The organism is Pseudomonas sp. UBA6310 (assembly GCF_002438225.1).
In the GTDB taxonomy this organism is placed as follows: domain Bacteria; phylum Pseudomonadota; class Gammaproteobacteria; order Pseudomonadales; family Pseudomonadaceae; genus Pseudomonas_O; species Pseudomonas_O kuykendallii.
Genome location: NZ_DJTK01000050.1, coordinates 23,428 through 44,019, shown reverse-complemented (window position 1 = coordinate 44,019; position 20,592 = coordinate 23,428). Strand labels below are relative to the sequence as shown.

19 protein-coding genes are annotated in these 20,592 nt (G+C 66.7%); 9 read left to right on the top strand and 10 right to left on the bottom strand.

Translation table 11 applies throughout. The features are described from left to right. The 3 genes from B3E91_RS11985 to B3E91_RS11975 form a co-directional block, all read left to right on the top strand. Window positions 1-515, top strand: a 515-nt coding sequence (locus B3E91_RS11985; RefSeq protein WP_287029609.1) for a paraquat-inducible protein A, incomplete at its 5' end; no start/stop codon positions are given. Continuing rightward, on the top strand, window positions 502-1,125 hold the full coding sequence (locus tag B3E91_RS11980; RefSeq protein ID WP_287029608.1) for a paraquat-inducible protein A: 624 nt from the start codon (window positions 502-504) through the stop codon (window positions 1,123-1,125). The genes B3E91_RS11985 and B3E91_RS11980, both read left to right, overlap by 14 nt. Then, window positions 1,118-3,409 carry an intermembrane transport protein PqiB gene (locus B3E91_RS11975; RefSeq protein WP_287029607.1) on the top strand — a complete coding sequence of 764 codons (2,292 nt, stop codon included), beginning with the start codon at window positions 1,118-1,120 and terminating at the stop codon, window positions 3,407-3,409. The genes B3E91_RS11980 and B3E91_RS11975 overlap by 8 nt, the downstream gene beginning before the upstream one ends. A 141-nt stretch (window positions 3,410-3,550) precedes the next feature. Here the strand turns inward: B3E91_RS11975 and mksF are convergent, their stop codons facing one another. The 3 genes from mksF to mksB form a co-directional block, all read right to left on the bottom strand. Next, window positions 3,551-6,358 (bottom strand): Mks condensin complex protein MksF, encoded by a 2,808-nt coding sequence (mksF, locus tag B3E91_RS11970; protein ID WP_287029606.1) that lies wholly within the window; start codon window positions 6,356-6,358, stop codon window positions 3,551-3,553. Beyond that, window positions 6,355-7,032: an Mks condensin complex protein MksE gene (mksE, locus tag B3E91_RS11965; protein ID WP_287029605.1), complete on the bottom strand. Its 678-nt coding sequence runs from the start codon at window positions 7,030-7,032 to the stop codon at window positions 6,355-6,357. The genes mksF and mksE overlap by 4 nt, the downstream gene beginning before the upstream one ends. A gap of 154 nt (window positions 7,033-7,186) precedes the next feature. Then, window positions 7,187-8,425: an Mks condensin complex protein MksB gene (mksB, locus tag B3E91_RS11960; RefSeq protein ID WP_090228998.1), complete on the bottom strand. Its 1,239-nt coding sequence runs from the start codon at window positions 8,423-8,425 to the stop codon at window positions 7,187-7,189. A gap of 233 nt (window positions 8,426-8,658) precedes the next feature. Between mksB and B3E91_RS11955 the strand changes: the two genes are divergently transcribed. Then, window positions 8,659-9,453, top strand: coding sequence for an energy transducer TonB (locus B3E91_RS11955; RefSeq protein WP_287029604.1), 795 nt, complete (start codon window positions 8,659-8,661; stop codon window positions 9,451-9,453). Between the two features lie 7 nt (window positions 9,454-9,460). Continuing rightward, the gene (gene rimI, locus B3E91_RS11950) at window positions 9,461-9,916 is read left to right on the top strand and encodes a ribosomal protein S18-alanine N-acetyltransferase (RefSeq protein WP_287029603.1); all 456 of its coding nucleotides are present in this window, start codon (window positions 9,461-9,463) and stop codon (window positions 9,914-9,916) included. A 79-nt stretch (window positions 9,917-9,995) separates the two neighbouring features. On the opposite strand, the gene B3E91_RS11945 is transcribed toward rimI, so the two are convergent. Next, a complete protein-coding gene (locus tag B3E91_RS11945; RefSeq protein WP_287029602.1) occupies window positions 9,996-10,529 on the bottom strand; it encodes a phosphotransferase system, HPr-related protein in 534 nt (177 codons plus the stop codon). 118 nt (window positions 10,530-10,647) lie between these two features. On the opposite strand from B3E91_RS11945, the gene otsB reads away from it, so the two are divergent. The 3 genes from otsB to can all read left to right on the top strand — a co-directional run bounded on the left by otsB (window position 10,648) and on the right by can (window position 13,552). Further along, complete coding sequence (otsB, locus tag B3E91_RS11940) at window positions 10,648-11,430, top strand: trehalose-phosphatase (RefSeq protein ID WP_287029601.1); 783 nt, start codon at window positions 10,648-10,650, stop codon at window positions 11,428-11,430. Then, window positions 11,427-12,836, top strand: coding sequence for an alpha,alpha-trehalose-phosphate synthase (UDP-forming) (gene otsA / locus B3E91_RS11935; protein ID WP_090228984.1), 1,410 nt, complete (start codon window positions 11,427-11,429; stop codon window positions 12,834-12,836). Before otsB ends, otsA begins: the two co-directional genes overlap by 4 nt. Window positions 12,837-12,913: 77 nt before the next feature. Continuing rightward, the gene (gene can / locus B3E91_RS11930) at window positions 12,914-13,552 is read left to right on the top strand and encodes a carbonate dehydratase (RefSeq protein ID WP_090228980.1); all 639 of its coding nucleotides are present in this window, start codon (window positions 12,914-12,916) and stop codon (window positions 13,550-13,552) included. Between the two features lie 3 nt (window positions 13,553-13,555). Here the strand turns inward: can and B3E91_RS11925 are convergent, their stop codons facing one another. The 3 genes from B3E91_RS11925 to B3E91_RS11915 form a co-directional block, all read right to left on the bottom strand. After that, window positions 13,556-14,548, bottom strand: coding sequence for a GlxA family transcriptional regulator (locus B3E91_RS11925; RefSeq protein WP_287029600.1), 993 nt, complete (start codon window positions 14,546-14,548; stop codon window positions 13,556-13,558). An 88-nt stretch (window positions 14,549-14,636) separates the two neighbouring features. Next, the gene (locus B3E91_RS11920; protein ID WP_090228975.1) at window positions 14,637-15,290 is read right to left on the bottom strand and encodes a DJ-1/PfpI family protein; all 654 of its coding nucleotides are present in this window, start codon (window positions 15,288-15,290) and stop codon (window positions 14,637-14,639) included. Window positions 15,291-15,491: 201 nt separating this feature from the next. Continuing rightward, window positions 15,492-15,833, bottom strand: coding sequence for a hypothetical protein (locus tag B3E91_RS11915; RefSeq protein ID WP_139210726.1), 342 nt, complete (start codon window positions 15,831-15,833; stop codon window positions 15,492-15,494). Between the two features lie 353 nt (window positions 15,834-16,186). On the opposite strand from B3E91_RS11915, the gene B3E91_RS11910 reads away from it, so the two are divergent. Beyond that, the gene (locus B3E91_RS11910) at window positions 16,187-16,471 is read left to right on the top strand and encodes a BrnA antitoxin family protein (RefSeq protein WP_090228969.1); all 285 of its coding nucleotides are present in this window, start codon (window positions 16,187-16,189) and stop codon (window positions 16,469-16,471) included. Between the two features lie 122 nt (window positions 16,472-16,593). Here B3E91_RS11910 and B3E91_RS11905 read toward each other — a convergent pair whose 3' ends face one another. Genes B3E91_RS11905 through tcuA form a run of 3 tightly spaced genes read right to left on the bottom strand, consistent with a single transcriptional unit; the run spans window position 16,594 to window position 20,539 of the window. Beyond that, the gene (locus B3E91_RS11905) at window positions 16,594-17,895 is read right to left on the bottom strand and encodes an MFS transporter (protein WP_287029598.1); all 1,302 of its coding nucleotides are present in this window, start codon (window positions 17,893-17,895) and stop codon (window positions 16,594-16,596) included. A gap of 45 nt (window positions 17,896-17,940) precedes the next feature. After that, the gene (gene tcuB, locus B3E91_RS11900; protein ID WP_090228964.1) at window positions 17,941-19,098 is read right to left on the bottom strand and encodes a tricarballylate utilization 4Fe-4S protein TcuB; all 1,158 of its coding nucleotides are present in this window, start codon (window positions 19,096-19,098) and stop codon (window positions 17,941-17,943) included. Then, window positions 19,085-20,539, bottom strand: a complete 1,455-nt coding sequence (tcuA, locus tag B3E91_RS11895; protein WP_287029597.1) for an FAD-dependent tricarballylate dehydrogenase TcuA — start codon at window positions 20,537-20,539, stop codon at window positions 19,085-19,087. The genes tcuB and tcuA overlap by 14 nt, the downstream gene beginning before the upstream one ends. Between the last annotated feature and the right edge of the window lie 53 nt (window positions 20,540-20,592).

Genomic DNA, 20,592 nt, shown 5'->3' with positions numbered 1-20,592 from the left:
CCCACCGCCACAGCGTCGTGTCGCGCAGCCTGGCGCTGGTCCTGGCGGCGCTGCTCCTCTACTTCCCGGCCAACTTCCTGCCGATCATGCGGCTGGATCTGCTCGGCCAGTCGAGCATCGACACCATGTGGGGTGCCGTGCTCGGTCTATACGGCGCCGACATGCCGGAAGTGGCGGTGCTGGTGTTCCTCTCCAGTATGGGCGTTCCGTTGCTCAAGTTGCTCTGTCAGCTACTGGTGCTACTGAGCATTCGTTTGAAGGTGGGGCGCAGCTATGGCCTGGTGCTTTATCGCATCTACCACGAGCTGCGCGTGTGGGGGATGCTCGAGGTGTACCTGCTGGGCATCCTGGTGGCGATCGTCAAGCTGGGCGATATCGCGCACCTGGCCGTAGGCACCGGGCTCGTGTGCTTCGTTTCGCTGCTGTTGCTACAGGTCTGGCTCGAGGTCGTGATGTCGCCGCACCAGATATGGGAAGCCCTGGCGGGCGAGGAGGACGGCCATGCGCGCGCTTGATGCCGGCATCCTCGTCTGTACCGAGTGTCATCACTTGAATGCGCGTGACGACGAGCAGGAACGGCAATATTGCTCGCGTTGTGGTGCGCACGTCACGCCGCGACGGATCAACAGCCTGGCGCGTACCTGGGCGCTCCTGGTTACCGCGACCATCCTCTACATCCCCGCCAACGTGCTGCCGATCATGACGGTGAGCACCTTCGGCAATGGCGCGCCCTCGACGATCATGTCCGGTGTGGTAGAGCTGGCGCATCACAGCATGTTCCCGATTGCCGCCCTGGTGTTCATCGCCAGCATCCTGGTGCCGACCTTCAAGCTGGTCGGCATCGCGCTGCTTCTTTATTCGGTGCAGCGCCACCAACCGCTTTCGGCGCGCAAGCGCATCCTGATGTATCGCTTCATCGAGTGGATCGGCCGCTGGTCGATGCTGGATATTTTCGTCATCGCCATCCTCGTCACGGCCGTGAATTTCGGCGCGTTCGCGCGGGTGGAAGCCAATCCGGGCGCGGTCGCTTTTGCCTGCGTCGTGGTTCTGACCATGCTCGCCGCGATCACCTTCGACCCTCGCCTGATCTGGGATAACACGGAGCCGTACCAAGACCATGAGTGATCTGCCCAAAGCCAGGATTCGCCCCGCCTCCAACTGGTCCGTGATCTGGGTACTGCCCCTGATCGCGTTGCTGATCGGCGGATGGCTCGCCTACCGAGCCTTCAGTGAGGCCGGCATCGAAATCAAGGTCCACTTCGAGAGTGGCGACGGCATCCAGGCCAACAAGACCGAGCTGATCTATCGCGGCATTTCGGTGGGCACGGTGACCGACCTGCATATTGCCGACGACATGAAGGGCGTCATCGCCACCATCGAGATCAAGAAGGAGGCCGAGCCCTACCTCAGCAAGGGCACGCGCTTCTGGCTGGTCAAGCCGCGCATCTCCCTGGGCGGGGTGACCGGGCTGGAGACGCTGGTCTCGGGCGTCTACATCGCCATCGAGCCGGCCCAGGGCGAGCCGGAGCGCGAGTTCGTCGCGTTGAAGGAGCCGCCGGGAATGTCCGATGACCTGCCCGGCTTGCACATCACCTTGAAGGCCGAGCGCCTCGGTTCCCTCGAGCAGGGCAGCCCGGTCTATTACAAACAGATCCAGGTCGGCCAGGTGAAGAGTTATGCCCTGGGTGCGGACCAGAAGACCATCGAGGTGAAGGTCCACATCGATCCCGAGTACGCGCAACTGGTGCGCAAGCACACGCGTTTCTGGAATGCCGGTGGGGTAACGGTGTCGGGAGGATTATCGGGCTTCAAGGTGCGCACCGAGTCGCTGCTCAGCATCGCCGCCGGTGGCATCGCCTTCGCCACCCCGGACCATCGGCAGGACAGCCCGCCCACCGACCCCCGTCTGCCATTCCGCCTGTACGAGGACTACGAGGCCGCCGAGGCCGGCGTCAAGGTCAAGCTGCACATCCGCGATGTCAGCGGCATGCAGGAAGGTCGTACCGCCGTCATGCTGAATGGCGTACAGGTCGGCACCTTGAAGAAACTGGAAATGGGCGAGCACTTCACCGAGGCGACCGCCGAGTTGAGCATGGATCCACGCACCGAGGAGATGCTCAACGAGAACACCGAGTTCTGGGGGGTGAAACCCTCGATCTCCCTCGCCGGGATCACCGGCCTGGAAGCGCTGGTGAAGGGCAATTACATCGCCGTGCGGTTCGGCAAGGGTGATTCGCCGTCGCGCGAGTTCACCATCCGCGCCAAGGCGCCGCCGCTGAACACCGATGCGCCCGGCCTGCATCTGGTGCTGACCACCGACCGCCTCGGTTCGCTGGATATCGGCAGCGCGGTGCTCTACAAGCAGATGCGCGTCGGCAGCGTGCAGAGCTACCAGCTGTCGCGGGACCAGCAGCGCGTGGTGGTGGGCGTGCACATCGAGCCGGAATACATGCACCTGGTCAACGACTCGACGCGCTTCTGGAACGCCAGTGGGGTTTCGCTCAAGGGTGGGTTGTCCGGGATCGAAGTGAAGAGCGAGTCCCTGCAGACGCTGGTCACCGGCGGCATCGCCTTCGCCACCCCGGACTCCAAGGCCAAGGCGGTGACCGGTGTGCGGCGCTTCGACCTGTTCGAGGACGAGGCCAAGGCGCTGGCGGTGGGCACCGTGCTGGAGATCGGTGTCGAGAACGCGGAGGGCCTGCGCGAAGGGACGCCGATCCGCTTCAAGGGGCTCGAAGTCGGCAAGGTGGAATCGCTGACCCTGAACAAGGACCTCAGCGGCGTGCTGCTCAAGGCGCGGATCACCGAGGCCGAAGCGCGTATCGCCCGAGAGGGCACGAAGTTCTGGGTGGTCAAGCCGGAGTTCGGCCTGGCGCGCACGGCCAACCTGGATACGCTGATCGGCGGCCAGTATCTGGAAGTGCAGCCCGCCCAGCGCCCCGGTGCGCCGCAGACGCGCTTCACGCTGAGCAAGGCGCCGTCGCTCGACGCGGTCCGCGAGGAAGGCCTGCACCTGGTGCTCAGCGCGGCGCGTCGCGGGTCGTTGAAGCCGGGCGCGATCATCAGCTATCGCCAGGTTCCGGTGGGCAAGGTGACCGACTTCGAGCTGGGCCCGACCTCCGACCGCGTACTGATCCACGCGCTCATCGAGCCGCGCTATGCGCCTCTGGTTCGCAGCGGGAGCCGCTTCTGGAATGCCAGCGGGTTCGGCGTAGACGCCAGCCTGTTCAAGGGCGTGCAGGTGCGCACGGAGTCCTTCGAGGCGATGCTGGAGAGCGGTATCGCCTTCGCCACGCCGAACAACCCGGAAATGGGCGGTCCGGCCACGCCGGGACAGACCTTCGCGCTGTTCGACGGTGCGGAGGACGCCTGGCTGCAGTGGGCGCCGAAGATCAAGCTGGAGAAGTAGGGCTGCCGAGCGATCCGTCGTGACGCGGTGAGCGTGGGGCCGGTGTCGGATCACGCCTGCAAAGTGCTTCAGCCTATCGCCTGGGGGGCCGTCAGGTGGTGGGAGGGTGAGCTGAAGCCCACCCTACGGTTGAGCAACGGTTCAGGCCGGCTCGGCAGCCACCGGCTCGCGGCGGGCGATGAACTTCCAGTCGGCTTCGTCGATGTAGATGCCATTGGGGCCGCTGCCGCCTTCCAGGTCGATGGCGCAGTGCGCCGAGACCTGTGGTTTCACCGAGGCGAGAATCGGCACGAAGCCGAGCTGCAGGCTGGTCTCGATCAGCGCCTGCTGGTTGCGTTCGTCGATGTCCGCGGCTTCGTCGAGGTAGTACGGCAGGCGCACGCGCCCGGCCTGCTCGCGGTCCATCAGGTGCAGCAGCAGGTACATGTTGGTCAGGGCCTTGATGGTCATGGTGGTGCCGTTGGACGCCGCGCCGTCGATGTCGGTGTGGATCACCGGCTGGCCGCCGACCTTGGTGATCTCGAACGCCAGCTCGAACAGGTCCTTCAGGCCGAGCTGGTTGTGATTCGCCGCCACCAGTCGCGCCAAATACTCCTTGGCTTCCTCGTTCTTCGCATCCTGGTCGCCGCTGTGCTGCAGGTCGAAGACCGACAGCGTTTCGCCTTCCTCGTACTGCCCGGCGCTGTGGATGATCTGGTCGATGTGCCGCAGCGCGTCCTTGTTCGGCGCCAGCACGATGCGGAAGCTCTGCAGGTTGGAGACCTGGCGCTTGTTGATCTCGCGGTTGAACAGCGCCAACTGGTGTTCGAGGTTGTCGTAGTCGCTGCGGATGTTGCGAAGGGTACGGGCGATGTCGGTGACCGCCGCACGCCTGGCCTTCGCCAGGGTGAGGGCTTCGTCCTGGCGGTGCGCGTAGGCGTTGATCAGCAGGTGCAGGCGTCGCTCGACATCTTCCTCGCTGTCGAACTTCGCCACGCCCTTGAGCCGTACCTGGGCGTAGAGCGCCTCGATCTGGCCGTCGATGCGCTGCAGCGCCTGCCAGCTGTCCTGATAGTCGTTGAGCAGTGGCAGCAGGTTGTCCAGCGAGTCGTCCACCGGGTCCATGAACGGCGTGCCGAACGGCAGGTCGGCCGGTAGCAGCTGGCGGCGGCGCAGGGCGTCTTCCAGGGTGCGTTCCTTGGCTTCCAGGTCGCCGAGCTGGCGGCCGATCAACTGCAGCTTGGCCGACAGCTGCTGGACGCGCTCGGTGAAGGCATCGCTGGAGCGCTTGAGTTCGTCCTGCGCGGCTTCGTGCTGGGCGAGCTGCTCGAGCTTGGCGTGCTCCTCGGCGGCCAGTGTCTGGCTGCGGCGGAAATCCTCCAGGGCCTTCTGCGCATCCAGCACCGCCTGGTACAACGCCTCGGCCTGCGCCTTGCTCGCGGCGCGGTCGGCCGCGACGGCCTGCTGGGTCTTGAGCTGCTTCAGCTCGCGCTCGAGGCGGTCCTTCTGGTCGCGCAGGGCGGCGCGGTCGGCCAGCGCCTGCAGCGCCGGCGGTTCGATGTGCGAGAGATCGATGGACAGGCCGGGCACTTCGAAGCGCTCGCCCTTGAAGGCGTCCAGCACCGCCTCGACGGATTTCACCCAGGCGTCGCCATCGTCCACGCGGATGCCTTTTTCGCCCAGCGGCAGGCTGAACAGCTGGCCGTTGAACAGGCGCATCAGGCGATCGACATCGGCCTGGGAGAACTCCTCGCGCAACCGCGAATAGCTGTTGTTGTCCGCATGGTCGAGCTGCTGCTTCACCGACTTCAGGCGTTTCTCCAGGTCGGCGAGACGCTCCACCAGATCCTCGCTGCTGAACTGCCGGGCCTGCGCCAGTGCGCCGGCCAGCTCGTCATGCGCGTCCTTGGCGGCGAGCAGCTGCTGTTCCAGCGGCGCCGCGCTGTCCACCAGGGCGAAACGGTTCTTCAGTACCGCCAGTTCGCCGAGCCAGCGCTGGATCTCGCTGATCTCGCGCTCCAGGCGCATCAGTTCGCTGGTGTCGCCGCGCTGCGCGTGCTGCAGGTTGTCCTGCTCGCCGCGGTAGTGCTCGGCCTGGATCACCAGTTCCTCTTTGCGCGCGTCGGCATAGTCGTGCCAGGCGCCCAGCAGGTTGTCGAGCAGCGGCGAGACGCGGTGCAGCTTGCCGCGCAGCAGCTCGCGTTGCGCCACGCCGGCGGCCAGCGCCTCGACCAGCGGGCCGGCGGCCACCAGCGCCTGGTAGTCGCCCTCCATGCGGCGCACGTCGCGGAACGCCTCCTCGGTGGCGGCGATGTAGTCGACGCTGCCCGAGCGCAGGCTGTGCTCGAAGGCATCGAGGAACAGCTGCTTGAGCTTGGCCGCGGTGATCTCGCGCATGTGCAGCAGGTTGATGAACAGCGCGCGGAAGGTCTTCAGGCTCTGCTCGCTGGTGGAGCGCAGCGGGATCAGCGTGAGGTCCAGCGGAATCGAGGTGTGCCCGCCGACCAGCAGCCGGCGCAGCTCCTCAGGCTTGAGTTCGTAGGCCTTGATGCCCTCGCGCTCCAGCGCGTGGAACAGCTCGCGCTGCCTGAGGCAGGTGCCGTCCTTCTGGTAGTGCGCCAGGTCCAGCGAGCCGGCATAGGCGAAGAACTGGTGGCCGAAGCCGCCGCCCGGTCCGCGCCCGGCCACGCCGATGACGTGTGGCCCGTGGGGCAGGGCGACCTCGACGAGGATGTAGCTGGTGTCGGAGGCGAAGTAGAAGCGCCGCGACTGTTCCAGGCTGTACTTGCCGAAGCTCATGTCCGACATGCGCGCGAGGATCGGGAACTGCAGCGCGTTGATCGACGCCGACTTGCCCAGGTTGTTGGCGCCGTAGACCGACAGCGGGTTCTCAAGCGGGAACAGGCCGAGGCTGTACCCGGCGGTGTTCAGCAGGGCGAAGCGGCGGATGCCGTAGCGTTCCTGGCTCATGCTTCAAACTCCTGTTCGGCGGCGATGGCGCGGGCCAGCGCTTCTTCTTCGGATTCTTCCGCGGTCTCGATGACCAGGATCTCGTCTTCCTCCTCGGCCACCAGCACCGGCGCCGGCAGCGGCAGGTCGCTGTGCAGCGCGGCGGCCAGGTCGCGGTCCTGCTGCACGGCGAGGCACACGTCGAGGAAGCGGTGCATCGGCGCGAGGAAGCGGTACACGCCGTTGTCCTCGCTGGCGAAGCCGAGCTGGGTCAGGCGGCGCATGACCTTCTCTTCGAGCTCTTCCTGGGTGGTGACTTCGGCCTGGAGGAACAGGTCCTTGTACTTCTCCAGAAGGGGCGGCAGCTCGTCGCGCCCGAGGCTGCCCCCGTCGAGCACGGCGAGCGGGTCGCGGCCGCCGTCGGCCAGATGCTCGACGAGGATGAAGGTGAACAGCGCCAGGCGCTGGGCGGTCTTGTTCACCTGCGCGCCCATCTGCTCGGGCACGAAGTAGTAGAAGCCGCGGGTGTCGCAGACCAGCTCGAAGCCGAGCGCCTTGAACAGCGCGCGGTAGGCGTCCTGCAGGTTGGACAGTTGGGCGTACAGCTCCGGGTCGCGGCGGCTGACATGGTAGCCCTTGAACAGCTCGCGGAAGATCGGCGCCAGCTGGGTCATTTCCTTTAGATCGATATTCATACGCAATGCTCACGGGCAGTCGTAGGGTGCGCCGTGCGCACCCTGTCGTCGGTTGCGGTGCGCACAGCGCACCCTGCGGGCTGTGTAGGGTGCGCCGTGCGCACCATGGAGCCGCGGGCGGCGCCGCCGGCGGTCGGTCGATTCGGTGGAGTGTTCAGGGCGCGGCTCCGATGAGCGCGAATGAGCTGAGGCTGACGCGGTGTTCGGCGGTCAGGTAATCGCGGCGCTCCAGGCGTTCGCGCTGGAAGCGGGCGTCGCGCGACAGGCGCGAGAACCAGTAGAGCAGCTCGTCGGTGGCGCCTTCGGGCTCCTGTTCCAGCAGCCAGAGCATCAGGTCCGGCAGCGGCAGGGCGTCCTCGCAGCGTTCGAGCATCTCCCGCGCGGTGCGTGGCGCGCGCGGCGAGTCGCCCTTGCGCGTGCCGCTGGCCCGGGGGAACTGCGCCGGCTTCGGCTCGAAGCGCGCCAGCGCGTAGACGTAGGCCTCGACCTGCGAAGCGCTGCCGAGGAAGGTGCTTTGTGGCCTGCTGTGCAACGGCAGCGAGGCCTGCGGCACGGCGTCGAGGCCTTTCTTGCGGATCGCCGACAGCGCCAGCGCGGCGCCACGCGTCACCGCGTTGTGCCGGCGCGCTTCCTCGCGCAGTGGCAGCAGCAGCTCGCGAGCGCGGCGCAGGGTCAGCTGGGCGGTGGTCTGCATCTCCAGGATGCGCGCGTGGGTGCGCAGCAGCAGGTCGTCGTCGACCAACTGGCCGAGGCGCTGCTGTTCGCCGAGCAGGCGCAGCAGCACCTGCTCGACGCGTCGGACGCCCTGCTCGAAGGCGCCATCGGCGGCGACCAGCTGGATCATCGGTTCGACGTATTCGTCCCAAGTCGCCAGCACTTCGGCATAGCGCTGGCGCAGCGGAATCTGCCGGTCGCTGGTCTTCGCCCGGTCGGCCACGCCGACCAGCGCCTGTTCGTCGTTGGCGAGCTTCTTCAGTACGTCGCGCACGCGCATGTCGAGCAGGCGCAACTGGCGCGCCAGGTCCTGGCCGTCGCGGACCTCGAAGGCGTCCTGGATGTAGCCGGCGAGGCGTTCCAGATGGCGCAGGTAGGCCTCGATCTCCAGGCACAGGCCGAGGCGGTGCTCGCGGCGCAGGTAGGCGAGGAAGTCGTGGATCTGCGCGTTCAGCTCGAAGCGGTTCGGGCTCTTGGCGACCGGCACCAGGATGTCCAGGCGAATCCACTGGTCGAGCAGGGCGGTGACGTCGGTGGGCGTGCCTTCGGGCAGTTGCGCGGTGAGCTGCAGGCGCAGCTCGACCAGGCTCAGGGTGCCGGCATCGAAGCGCTCGCAGAGCGGTTCGAGCAACGTCCAGTGTTCGGCGAGGGCGCGCAGCACGCGCTTGGGATCGATCATCGAAAGCGGTTCAAACGTCACGAATAAGGCCGGCGATTGTACTGCAATGCACCCTCCGGGTCGGTACGCCGGTGACGAAAAGCGGGGCGTTCATTGCGACCATCCATGCCGCGGACTTTCCGTGCGCCAGGGTTTCCGGCGACAATCGCCGCCCGTGTCAGGCCGCGTCGCGACCGCCAGGAAATCGCCATGAGCTGCAACCGTCCTCTTTCCGTCCGCCCGGTGCCCGCGCCGTGATCGCCGAGCAGCGCCGCCGCGCCTACCTCAGCGCCATGCAGGTGGGCGTCTGGCTGCCGCGTGTCGAACTGCCGTTCGCCGCGCCGTCGCGCCTGCCGCTGCTGGAACCCGAGGACGAAGCGGTGGAACTGGGCGAGGAGGCTGCGCCTGCGGTGGCTGTCGCGCCGAGCGCCGCGGCGCCCGCTACGCCGTCCGCCGCCGCGCCGCTGCCGAGCGAAGCGCCGCGCCCCCGCGTGGAGATGCCGCGTCCGGCCGTTGCACCGGTGGAAACCCGCAGCGAAACGCCGAGCGCGCCCGCCGTTCTGCCGCCGCCGCGTTTCGCCCTGCAACTGTTGCGCGCCGGCGACTGTTTGCTGCTGGTCGAATTGCCCACCGGCGAGCCGTTCCAGAGTCGCGACCCGGCCTACCTGCTGCTTCGGGACATGCTGCGCGCCGCCGGCCTGCCGGACAGCCCGCTGCAGGTCGGCGACGGCGAACCGATCCGCTGGCCGCTGCTGGTGCGCGGCGGCATGGACCAGGGCCCGGAAGCCGCGCGCGACTACGTGCAGGGCGTACTCGCCGGCGAACTCGAGCAGGGCGGGCGCTGCACCTGGCTGATCGGCACGCCGGCGCTGCGTTTCGCCGGCGAAGTGGACGAAACCGCGTACAACCGCGAGGTGCAGGTCGACGGCCTCGGCGTGCTCTGGGCACTGCCGGGGCTGGAACTGCTGATCGACGAACCGGCCCGCAAGGGCGAACTGTGGAAAGCCATGCGCCGGCTCATGCCGCGCTGGCTGTCGCAGCCTGAATGAGAGCGCCATGAGCGACACGCTGACCTTCCGCCGGATGACCGAGGCGGACCTCGACGCCGTGCTGGAGATCGAGAACGCCGCGTTCAGCCATCCGTGGACCCGCGGCATCTTCCTCGACAGCATCAGGTCCTACGAGTGCTGGATGATGTTCGAGGGCGACCGCCAGGTGGGCCACGGCGTGATCAACATGATCCTCGATGAAGCGCACCTGCTGAACATCACCATCGGCCCGCAGTTCCAGGGCCGCGGCCTTGGCCTGCACCTGCTGGAGCGGCTGATGCGGCGCGCCCGCGAGTGCTCGGCCAACGAGTGCTTCCTCGAACTGCGCGCCTCCAACCTGCCGGCGTATCGCCTGTACGAGCGCTATGGCTTCAATGAGATCGGCCGGCGCCGCGGCTATTACCCTGCCGAAGGCGGTGGGCGCGAAGATGCGCTGGTGATGGCCTGCACGCTGCTCGATTGAGCGAGGCCGTCTTCCGCCTCGCGCAGGCGCAGAAAACGAAAAAGGGCCGCTAAGCGGCCCTTTTTGCATCGGCGGATCGTCACTCCGGTTTCACGTCCCGCGCCGAGTCCAACGGCGCTTCGCCGGCCAGTTCCTCGTCGCTCATGCCCAGTTCGTCGGTGCGCTCGTCGCGCTCGCTGCGCAGGGGCTCGCTGGGCTTCCAGGGTTTGCCGTCGAGTGGATGGACGCGTGCTTCCTGGGCTTCGTCGAGCCCGCCGCCGGCACCGATCTCCTCTTCGTCGACGATGCTCAGGTCGTAGTCGGCCGGATCGCCGCTGCCAGGCTCGTAGGGATCGCGGGCGCCGGTCTCGTCGAGCAGGGTATCCGGGCTCAGGTCGTCCATCGTCACGCCGTCTTCGTGCTCGTCCGGGCCGAGCGCCTCGCCGCCGGTCATGCCCGCCTCGCGGACGCGCTTGTCGGGGAATTCGCGCTCCAGCTCGGCGGCGGGGCGAGTGTCGCCGGCGCGGCCTTCGTGCTGATCGTCATCGTTGAAGTCCAGCGGGTGGACGGAGCCCATGCGGTCCTCGGTATCGTCGATTTCCTGGGGTACGTAGGGTTTGCGCTCGGTACTCATGGCGTTCTCCTCGGATTGGCGCTGTCGAGGCTGTGACCGGGAGGGGCGTTGAAGATTCAGGCAGCCAGCCGGACGGCGAACCCCGGAACAACCCGGGCTTGCGGGCAGTCACACCCACATGAACGATTTTTCCCCAAGCAGCGGATCGGACTTCGACCGCTGGGCTTTTTTCTTCGACGTCGACGGCACGCTGGCAGACATTCAGCCCCGCCCCGAGCTCGTTTTCATTCCCGAAACCACCCTTGAAGCGTTGGCTGAACTGCAGCGCCGCGGCGCCGCGGTGGCGGTGATTTCCGGCCGCCCGCTGGCGCAGATCGATCGGCTCCTGCAGTCGCTCGAGTTGCCGGCCGCCGGCGTGCATGGCGCCGAACGGCGGCGGGCGGATGGCCAGTTGCAGGCGTCGGATCTCGATCTGGCGGCGCTCGACGGCGTCGAGGGCGAACTGGAGGCGGCGTGCACCGAGTACCCGGCTTTGCGCCTGGAGAACAAGGGCATCGCCTTCGCCCTGCATTACCGCGAGGCCCCCGAGCTGGAGGACGTCGCCCGGCAGATCGCCGAATCCTTCGTCGCCCGATATCCACGCCTGCTCAGCCTGCAGCCGGGCAAGTGCGTGTACGAACTCAAGCCGAAAGGCGCGAACAAGGGCGAGGTGATCCGTAGCTTCCTGGCCGAGGAGCCCTTTCGTGGCCGTGTGCCCGTGTTCGTCGGCGACGACCTCACCGACGAGGCCGGTTTCGCCGTGGTCAACGCGCTGGGCGGGCTGTCGATCAAGGTCGGCGAGGGCGCCAGTGTGGCGCAGCGGCGGTTGCCCTCGGTCGCCGCGGTCGGCGAGTGGATCGCCGCACGCCTTACCCAACCCCTTAGCGACATCGACAAGAATTATTCGGAGAAACGGTTATGAGTCGTCTGGTGGTGGTATCCAACCGGGTCGCCCCGATCAAGGAAGGCAAGGCCGTGGCCGGCGGGCTGGCGGTGGGCGTGTTCGACGCCCTGCGCGATTCCGGTGGCGTGTGGTTCGGCTGGAACGGCGAAGTCACCAGCCAGCCCAAGCTGGTCTGCGAGACCGTGGGCAGCATCACCTACGCCACCATCGGCCTGAACAAGCGCGATTACGACCAGTATTACCGGGGCTTTTCCAACGCCACGCTGTGGCCGATCTTCCATTACCGCATCGATCTGGCGCGCTACAACCGCGACGAATACGAAGGCTACCGGCGGGTCAACCGCATGCTCGCCGAACAGCTCAAGCCGCTGCTGCAGCCGGACGATGTGCTCTGGATCCACGACTACCACCTGATCCCGTTCGCCGAGGAATGCCGCCAGCTGGGCATTCGCAACCGCATCGGCTTCTTCCTGCACATTCCTTTCCCGGCGCCGGAGATCCTCACCGCGATCCCGCCGCACAACGAGCTGCTCAAGACCTTCTGCTCCTACGACCTGATCGGTTTCCAGACCGAGGTCGACCGCCAGGCCTTCGAGGACTACATCGCCCGCGAGGTGCGCGGGCTGATCGGCGCGGACAACGCCATGACCGCCTATGGCCACGATTTCCGCGCCAAGCACTACCCGATCGGCGTGATGCCGGACGAAATCCGCAAGACCGCCGAGTCCTACCGCGGCCGCCGCAACATGATCGGCCGGCGCGAGTCCGGCGAGCCGTGCGAGACGATCATCAGCGTCGACCGCCTGGATTACTCCAAGGGACTGGTTGAACGCTTCGGCGCTTACGAAGAGTTGCTCGACCGCTTCCCCGAGCACCGTCGCCAGGTGCAGTTCCTGCAGATCGCGCCGACCTCGCGCTCCGACGTGAAGACCTATCAGCACATCCGCCAGCAACTCGAGACCCAGGCCGGCCACATCAACGGCCGCTACGCCGACCTCGACTGGATGCCGCTGCACTACCTGAACAAGAGCCACGAGCGGAAGATCCTCATGGGGCTGTTCCGCGCGGCGAGGATCGGCCTGGTCACTCCGCTGCGCGACGGCATGAACCTGGTCGCCAAGGAATACGTCGCCGCGCAGAACCCGGATGACCCCGGCGTGCTGGTGCTATCGCGCTTCGCCGGAGCGGCCCGCGAGTTGAGCTCGGCGGTGATCGTCAACCCGTACGACCGGGTCGGCATGGCCGAGGCGCTGGACCGCGCGCTGCGCATGCCGCTGGAGGAGCGCAAGGACCGCTACGAAAGCATGATGCGGGTGATCCGGCAGAACGACCTGGCCGGCTGGCGCGACAATTTCCTGCGCGACTTGCGCGGCCCCGCCTCGCGCCCCGTGCTGCTGCGCCAGACGCCCGCCCGCGCGGTGTGACGCCTGCCGGCCGCGGCTTGTCAAAGCCCGCGACCGGTTCGCAAGAGGCGATTCCGGCGACGACAGGGGTAGCGACGATGAGCGATCTAAAGCAGCTGTTCGACAACAACGAACGCTGGGCCGAGGCGATCAAGGAGGAGGACCCGCAGTTCTTCGCCAAGCTGGCCAAGCAGCAGGCGCCCGAGTACCTCTGGATCGGCTGTTCCGACGCCCGCGTGCCGGCCAACGAGATCGTCGGTCTGCTGCCCGGCGACCTGTTCGTCCACCGCAACGTCGCCAACGTGGTGCTGCACACCGATCTCAACTGCCTCTCGGTGGTCCAGTACGCGGTCGACGTGCTCAAGGTGAAACATATCCTGGTCACCGGCCACTACGGTTGCGGCGGCGTGCGCGCGGCGATGCGCGATGACCAGCTGGGCCTGATCGACGGCTGGCTGCGCACCATCCGTGACCTCTATTACGAACAGCGCGAGCATATCGCCCAGTTCCCCACCGAGGAACAGAAGGTAGACCGCCTCTGCGAGTTGAATGTGATCCAGCAGGTGGCCAACGTCAGCCACACCACCATCGTCCAGAACGCCTGGCACCGCGGCCAGAGCCTGTCGGTGCACGGCTGCATCTACGGCATCAAGGATGGACGCTGGAAGGACCTCAACGTGACCGTCGCCGGTCTGGAGCAGCTGCCCCCGCAATATCGCCTGCGGCCGCAAGCCTGACGGCTAGGCGAAGCGCTCCGCGTAGGCCTGCGGGCTGACGGACAGGTGCTTCTGGAAGGTGCGGCGCAGGTTCTCCGGGTGGCCGAATCCGGTCAGCCGCGCCACGCTGCCGATCGAGCAACTGGCGTCCTGCAACAGCGCGCGCGCCGCCTCCAGGCGAATCTTCTCCACATAACGCCCCGGCCCCATGCCCAGCTCGCGGACGAACACCCGCGACAGCGTGCGCGGCGCCATGCTCGCGCGGTCGGCCAGCGCCTCCAGCGAGAGGTCTTCGCCCAGGTGCGCCGGAATCCACTCCAGCAGGGCCGCCAGGCGCGGCACCGTGCGGTTCTGCTCGGCGAGCAGCGGGCTGAACTGCGCCTGATCGCCGGGCCGGCGCAGGAACATCACCAGCCTTCGCGCCACCGCCAGGCCCAGCGGCCGGCCGAGGTCGGCCTCCACCAGAGCCAGCGCCAGGTCGATGCCGGCGGTGATGCCGGCCGAGGTGAAGATATGCCCATCGCCGTCGCGGTTGCGTGGGTCGTAGGTGTGCAGCCGCTCGCCCTGCACGCGCACGCCCGGGTACTGGCGCAGGGCGTCGAGGTCGTCCCAGTGGGTGGTCGCTGCATGGCCGTCGAGCACTCCCGCGGAGGCGAGGATCAGCGCGCCGGAACACACCGAGCCGAGCCGGCGCACCCGGCTTTCGGCAAGGCGCAGCCAGGCGAGCAGGGCGGCGTCGGCGCAGGGCGTGTGGATGTCCATGCCGCCGGGCACCAGCAGGGTGTCCAGTTCGCCGGGGTCGACCTCGGGCCAGGCGCGGTCGACGCACAGGCGCAGGCTGGCGGACGTGGCGACCGGCTGCAGGTCGGCGCCCAGCAGGCTGAGGGCATAGGCCGGCGGCAGACCGTGGCGACGACGCTCCTCGTTGGCCGAGGCGAACACCTGCAGCGGGCCGGTGACGTCCAGCCCGACCACCTGGGGAAAGATCAGGCAGGCAATCTGTCGCGGCGGATTCATCGCAGGTTTCCTCGTGAGCGGTGACCGAGTATGCCGCGTGGTTATATTTGTGGACAGCCCACGATTATCGCCACCTTCACGTCTGCCTTCAGCTGCGCGCGTCGGCGTCCCAGTCATACTGCATCTGCCGCGCGGTGGCTTTGGCCGCCGCCAACCCGAGCACACGACCGACCAGGTGCAGGCTCATGCCGATGCCGGCGGAGATTCCGGCGGAGGTGAGCAGCTTTCCGTGGTCGACGAAGGGCACCGAGCCGATCACCTCCAGCGCTGGAAAGCTCGCGCGCAGGTCGTCGAGGTCCTCCCAGTGGGTGGTCGCGGTCAGGCCGTCGAGCAGGCCGAGCTTGGCCAGCAGGAATGCGCCGGTGCAGACCGAGGCCGTGATCGCCGCGCGGCCCGCGTTCTCGCCGATCCAGCCCAGGGTCGCAGCATCCTCCAGCGGTTGGCTGACCACGCCGCCGGGCACGATCAACAGGTCCAGCGCCGGGTGCTCGCCGAATGCCGCACCGGGCACCACGTGCAGGCCATGCCGCGCGGCGACCGGTTCCGGAGTCGCGGCGACGGTGGTCACGCGGAACGCGGGGTGGCCGAGCAACCCGTCGCGCGCCGCGACGCGGGACGCCACGGAAAACACTTCGAACGGACCGGCGAAATCCAGCACCTCGACACCGGGGAACAGCAGGATGCCGACCTCCAGAGGACGACCGGTAACGGTTTGGGCTAGGGATTCGTGTGAATTGTGCATGGGCAGCTCCGCAGAAGATTCATGGCTGCGATCATCCCTCCGCCTGCGGTTGGCGAGAATGACAATAGGCCCACGGAAATGGCCATTCACTCATCGCGAACAGGGACGGCGACGAATGAAGGACCCATCCCCGAGCCGAACGGCGGGCATAAAAAAGGGCTTCCTCGGAAGCCCTTTCAACAGCTGGTCACGGTCGCCGGGCTATTTTTTCTCTGCCGGCTTGCCGAGCTGGATGCTCTTCACCGTTTCTTCCTGGAACTCGTAATGCGTCGCGGCGGGCGGCGCCGAACCCGGCGCGGGCGGCGTGATCGGTGCTGGCGCGAACGCCGGGGCGGGCGGCGGTGCGTCGCTGCCGAAGACCGGCTTGCCGTTGAAGCGCACCGATTGGAGGAATTCGCTGAAGGTCGGCGGCAACTGTCCGGAGAAATGCGAGACGAAGACCCATCCGGCGGCCACTACCAGTGCCAGGGCGGCGATCAAACCCCAGGGGGCGCTCTTTCTTCGACGCAGGTGCGAGGGGGCGTCGTTCTTTTCTGCTTGCATCCTGATCTCTTCGCGGTAACCGGCTGCTCAGCCGTAGGCCGGCAATTATGCCGCGCCGACCGCAGGGCGGCAGCAAACTTCGCAGGGGGAACGGGCGGATCGCCGATTGGCGGACAAAGAAAAGCCCGCGGGAGGGCGGGCTCAAGCCGTAACAAACACAAAGGAGTCACTTGCGTCAGGAAGAGACGTTACAGGGCGCAATGTGAAGGATTCGTGAAACGTGTCGGCGCTGCCAACGGCGCCGTCCGAACGGGCTTGTCGCCCTCGAAAGCCGCGAATTTGGCGGCCTAGGGAATTCCTCAGCGCTCTGACTTGTCCGAACCGGTAGCGCAAAGAAAACTGGAGCAGAGCAGATGGACAGAAGAAACCGACCGACCGAAGCTCCCATGCCGCTCGCGCGGCAACAGGCCAGGGAGCTCGCTACCGAACGCCTGCTGGCCGAACTCTTCGGTAGTGCCGATGGCGAGGGGGCCGACATCGGCGCAAGGCCAGCCCCTAGCAAGGAAGTCAGTCTGCACCTCGACACCGAAGTCCTCGCCGCCTTTCAGGAAACCGGCACCGACTGGCAAACCCGCATCAACAAGGCCCTCGCCCACTGGCTGGCCGAGCATGATCCGAAGGAGCTGAGCCGGGCGTGAGTCGGCTGCTGACAACGTTGGCAACGCCTCCAAGGAAAAGGGCCTGCCTTTCGGCAAGCCCTCGGTCTGTCCGGGTGGACCTCGGTTCACGCCCGTCCGGCTAGCGACAGGCGACCGGACAACTAGACGGCCCCGACCGCCAGCGCTTTTTGCCGACGATACAGAATCGTCGTCGCCGTGAACCCGCACACCGCCGCGAACATCAGCCAGCAGGCCGGGGACGCCTTGTCGCCCGTCGCCTGGACGAGCAGCGTCGAGATCGCCGGGGTGAAACCGCCGAACACCGCGGTGGCCAGGCTGAACGCCAATGAAAACCCGACTACCCGCACGTTCTGCGGCATGACCTCGGTGAGCGCGGCGACCATCGCGCCGTTGTAGATGCCGAAGAAGAACGAAAAGTACAGCAGCACGGCGAGGAGCCGCTCGAAACTCGCCGCCTCCGCCAGCCAGTGCATGGCGGGGTAGGCGGTGAAGATGCACAGCAGCGATATCGCCAGCAACAGTGGACGGCGGCCGATGCGGTCGGAGAGGGTGCCGCCGATGGGCAGCCAGATGAAGTTGCTGACGCCGACCAGCAGCGTGACCATCAGGCTGTCGGTCGCGCTCAGGTTCAGCACGGTCCGGCCAAATGTCGGGGTGTAGACCGTGATCAGGTAGAAGGTGGTGGTGGTCATCGACGCCAGCAGGCCGCCGGCCAACACGGTGCTCCAGTTGTCCCGCATCGAGCGGAAGACTTCGCGGGTCGTCGGGCGATGGCTGCGGGCTTTGAAGGCCGCGGTTTCTTCCAGCGAACGGCGAATGACGAAGATGAAGGGGATGATCACGCAGCCGATGAAGAACGGAATACGCCAGCCCCAGGCGGCGATTTCGGTGGTTTGCATCGTAGCGTTGAGGGTGTAACCCAAGGCCGCCGCGACGACTATGGCCACCTGCTGGCTGGCCGATTGCCAACTGGTATAGAAGCCGGTGCGACCGGGCGTGGAAATTTCCGCCAGGTACACGGAGACGCCGCCCAGTTCCGCGCCGGCGGAGAAGCCCTGCAGCAGCCTGCCCAACAGCACCAGGATCGGCGCGGCCACGCCGATGCTGGCATAGCCCGGCACCAGGGCGATCAGTACGGTCCCGCTGGCCATGATCGAAAGCGTCACGATCAGGCCCTTGCGCCGGCCCAGTTCGTCGATGTACGCCCCCAGCACGATGGCGCCCAGCGGACGCATCAGGAATCCGGAACCGAAGACCGCGAAGGTCATCATCAGCGAGGCGAACTCGCTGGTGGCAGGAAAGAAGGTCTGGGAGATGTAGGTGGCGTAGAAGCCGAACAGAAAGAAGTCGAACTGCTCGAGAAAGTTGCCGCTGGTGACCCGCAGGATGGCGCCCAGTTTGGACCCGCGGGACGGGGTTGTTGCCGTTGTCGTTTTCATCATGGCTACCGTTGCTCACTATTGTTTTTGAAATGAGTGCCTCGACCGTCAGTCGCTTGCGGCGTTGATCGGGTTGGGTTGACGCTTTTCGATGGCGTGCTTGAGCAGCGCTGCGCTGCGGAAGATGCCGTGGGCGAACTTGCTGTAGGGCATGGTCAGGAAAAACGCCATGACCAGGCCGAGATGGAGGGCGAGCATCGCGCCCAGGGCGCTGGTGTCGCGCAGGGCGAGTAGCGCCAGCCCGCTTGCGCTGACCAGAAACAGCAGTGCGATGAAACCGCGATCCATGGGTTTCTGCTTCTCGTCGCCGTGCGCGGGGTCGCGGCGCAGGTTCAGCCAGAGGAGGCCCGCCGGGCCGATCAGCAGGCCGATGCCGCCGGCGATACCCAACATCACCGGCGCGCTGAAGATCGGATAAGGCGCCGACCACTGCAGCAGGTAGTGGAAGAGCGTGGCGACGCCGGTGGCGGCGAAGCACAGCATGAAGCCGTAGAAGGTCAGGTGGTGGAACCGGCGGCGCCACAAGGTGAAGCGATCGTCGGCGTTGTTGCAGCCTTCGCCGTGGCCGCCATCCAGGTACTTGAGCGTCGCGACGTTGGCCGTGGCTTCAAGGGCCGCGGAGGTTTTCAGCGGCACTGGCGCCGCCGGCGGTGAAACGTTGCGCCAGAAGCGCCGCACACCCAGCGTCAGTGCGAGTACCGCGAAGCCGAACACCGAGCCGAACATCAGCGCCAGGGTGTTGTGCGGGAAAATCCGGTAGAAGTCGCCGCCGGGAACGACCGTGAACAGGTTGCCCATGAGCATCAGGGTCAGGCACAGGAACAGCGCCAGTCCCCCACCGGACGCCAGCGCCAGGGTCAGGCCGTTGCGCTGGTACAGCTTGCCCATCGCCCGCGGCCAGGCGTATTCGGCGTAGGTGTCCAGGCGCACCTTGGCCATGGCCTTGGGTACGTTGACGTCGAACTCGTGGGGGGCGGCGTATTGGCAGGCGTGCAGGCACGCACCGCAGTTGTGGCACAGGTTCGCCAGGTAATGAATGTCTGCCTGGGCGAACTCCAGGCGACGGGTCATCGCCGGAAACACCGCGCAAAAGCCTTCGCAGTAGCGGCAGGCATTGCAGATGGTCATCTGCCGCTGGACTTCACGTTCGTCCAGATTCAGCAACGGGATCAGCCCGCCCGACATGTGTGGATCAAACAGCTGCATGGCGAGGCTCCGTGTGTGCAGATGAAACGCCACAGCCGGCCGAAGCGGCCGCCTGCACGCCGGCGATGCGGCCAAACGCGGTGCCGATGGCCATGCCGATGCCGGCGGTGTAGCCCTTGCCGAGGACGTTGCCGGCCATCATTTCTCCCGCGACGAACAGGTTGGGGCTCGCCTTGCCGTTGAAGTGCACGGCGGCGGTTTCGTCGGTGGCGAGGCCAAGGTAGGTGAAGGTGACGCCCGGTTTGAGCGGGTAGGCGTAGAACGGAGGTTTCACCAGCGGCCGCGCCCAATGGGTCTTGGCGGGCAGCAGGCCCTGGGTGTGGCAGTCGTCCAGCGCCGTGTGATCGAAGGTGCCGACGCGGCAGGCGGCGTTGTAGTCCTCGACGGTCTTGACGAATCGCTCCTGCGGCAGCTTCAGCAGGCGGGCGAGATCGTGCAGGGTGTTGGCGCTGGTTCCGGGAAACACCGGCGGCATGAAGCGGCCGATGGCCTGCTGGTCGATGATCGAGTACGCCTGCTGACCGGGTTGCCCGGCCACCAGACGCCCCCAGATGGCGTAGCGCTTCGGCCAGAAATCCTCACCCTCGTCGTAGAAGCGCTCGCCGTCGCGATTGACCACCACACCTAGGGATACGCAGTCGATTCGGGTGCAGATGCCGCCGTCGTAGAGGGGCGCGCGGGCATCGATCGCGACCATGTGCGCTTGCGTAGGATCGCCGATCACATCGGCGCCGAGGTCGAGCATGCGGCGCAGGAGGATGCCGGTATTGAATCGGGTGCCGCGGATCAGAAAGTTGTCCGACGGCCATTCGCCGCGTTCGTTCTGGCCCCAGGCTTCGCGCAGCCATTCACGGTTGGACTCGAAGCCGCCGGCCGCCAGCACGCAGGCGCGGGCTTCGATGCGTTCCGCCGGGAAGCGCTGACCGTCGACCTCACGTTCGCCCACATGGGCGGCGACGAACCTGCCGTCATCCAGCTCGATGTCGGTCACAGGCACGCTGTAGCGAATCTTTACCCCCAGGCGCTCGGCGCTGCGGAAGTACGCATTGACCAGCGCCTTGCCGCCGCCCATGAAGAAGGCATTGGTCCGCGCCACGTGCAGCGCGCCGGACAGCGGCGGCTGGAAGTGCACGCCGTGCGAGCGCATCCAGTCGCGACAGGAGGACGACGCCCGGATGGCAATGCGGGCGAGCTTTTCATCGGTGAGGCCACCGGTGACCTTCAGCAGGTCCTGCCAGTACTCCTCTTCCGGGTAGGCATCGACCAGCACGTCCTGCGGTTCGTCGTGCATGCAGCGCAGGTTGCGGGTGTGTTGGGAGTTGCCTCCACGCCAGGTTTTCGGAGAAGCCTCCAGCAGCATTACGCTGGCGCCTGTTTCTCGCGCCATCAGAGCGGCGCACAAGGCAGCGTTGCCACCCCCTATGACTAAGACGTCGATCATTACCGTTCCTCGATGTGCAAGGAGGCGGAAACGAGTGCTCCTTGCGAGCGGGG

Coding starts and splice junctions, on each gene's coding strand:
- otsA (WP_090228984.1), top strand. CDS start 11,427: ATGAGTCGTCTGGTGGTGGTATCCAACCGGGTCGCCCCGATCAAGGAA.
- mksF (WP_287029606.1), bottom strand. CDS start 6,358: ATGAGCCAGGAACGCTACGGCATCCGCCGCTTCGCCCTGCTGAACACC.
- B3E91_RS11975 (WP_287029607.1), top strand. CDS start 1,118: ATGAGTGATCTGCCCAAAGCCAGGATTCGCCCCGCCTCCAACTGGTCC.
- tcuA (WP_287029597.1), bottom strand. CDS start 20,539: ATGATCGACGTCTTAGTCATAGGGGGTGGCAACGCTGCCTTGTGCGCC.
- B3E91_RS11910 (WP_090228969.1), top strand. CDS start 16,187: ATGGACAGAAGAAACCGACCGACCGAAGCTCCCATGCCGCTCGCGCGG.
- tcuB (WP_090228964.1), bottom strand. CDS start 19,098: ATGCAGCTGTTTGATCCACACATGTCGGGCGGGCTGATCCCGTTGCTG.
- mksB (WP_090228998.1), bottom strand. CDS start 8,425: ATGATCGATCCCAAGCGCGTGCTGCGCGCCCTCGCCGAACACTGGACG.
- B3E91_RS11915 (WP_139210726.1), bottom strand. CDS start 15,833: ATGCAAGCAGAAAAGAACGACGCCCCCTCGCACCTGCGTCGAAGAAAG.
- B3E91_RS11925 (WP_287029600.1), bottom strand. CDS start 14,548: ATGAATCCGCCGCGACAGATTGCCTGCCTGATCTTTCCCCAGGTGGTC.
- B3E91_RS11945 (WP_287029602.1), bottom strand. CDS start 10,529: ATGAGTACCGAGCGCAAACCCTACGTACCCCAGGAAATCGACGATACC.
- B3E91_RS11980 (WP_287029608.1), top strand. CDS start 502: ATGCGCGCGCTTGATGCCGGCATCCTCGTCTGTACCGAGTGTCATCAC.
- can (WP_090228980.1), top strand. CDS start 12,914: ATGAGCGATCTAAAGCAGCTGTTCGACAACAACGAACGCTGGGCCGAG.
- B3E91_RS11905 (WP_287029598.1), bottom strand. CDS start 17,895: ATGATGAAAACGACAACGGCAACAACCCCGTCCCGCGGGTCCAAACTG.
- otsB (WP_287029601.1), top strand. CDS start 10,648: ATGAACGATTTTTCCCCAAGCAGCGGATCGGACTTCGACCGCTGGGCT.
- B3E91_RS11920 (WP_090228975.1), bottom strand. CDS start 15,290: ATGCACAATTCACACGAATCCCTAGCCCAAACCGTTACCGGTCGTCCT.
- mksE (WP_287029605.1), bottom strand. CDS start 7,032: ATGAATATCGATCTAAAGGAAATGACCCAGCTGGCGCCGATCTTCCGC.
- rimI (WP_287029603.1), top strand. CDS start 9,461: ATGAGCGACACGCTGACCTTCCGCCGGATGACCGAGGCGGACCTCGAC.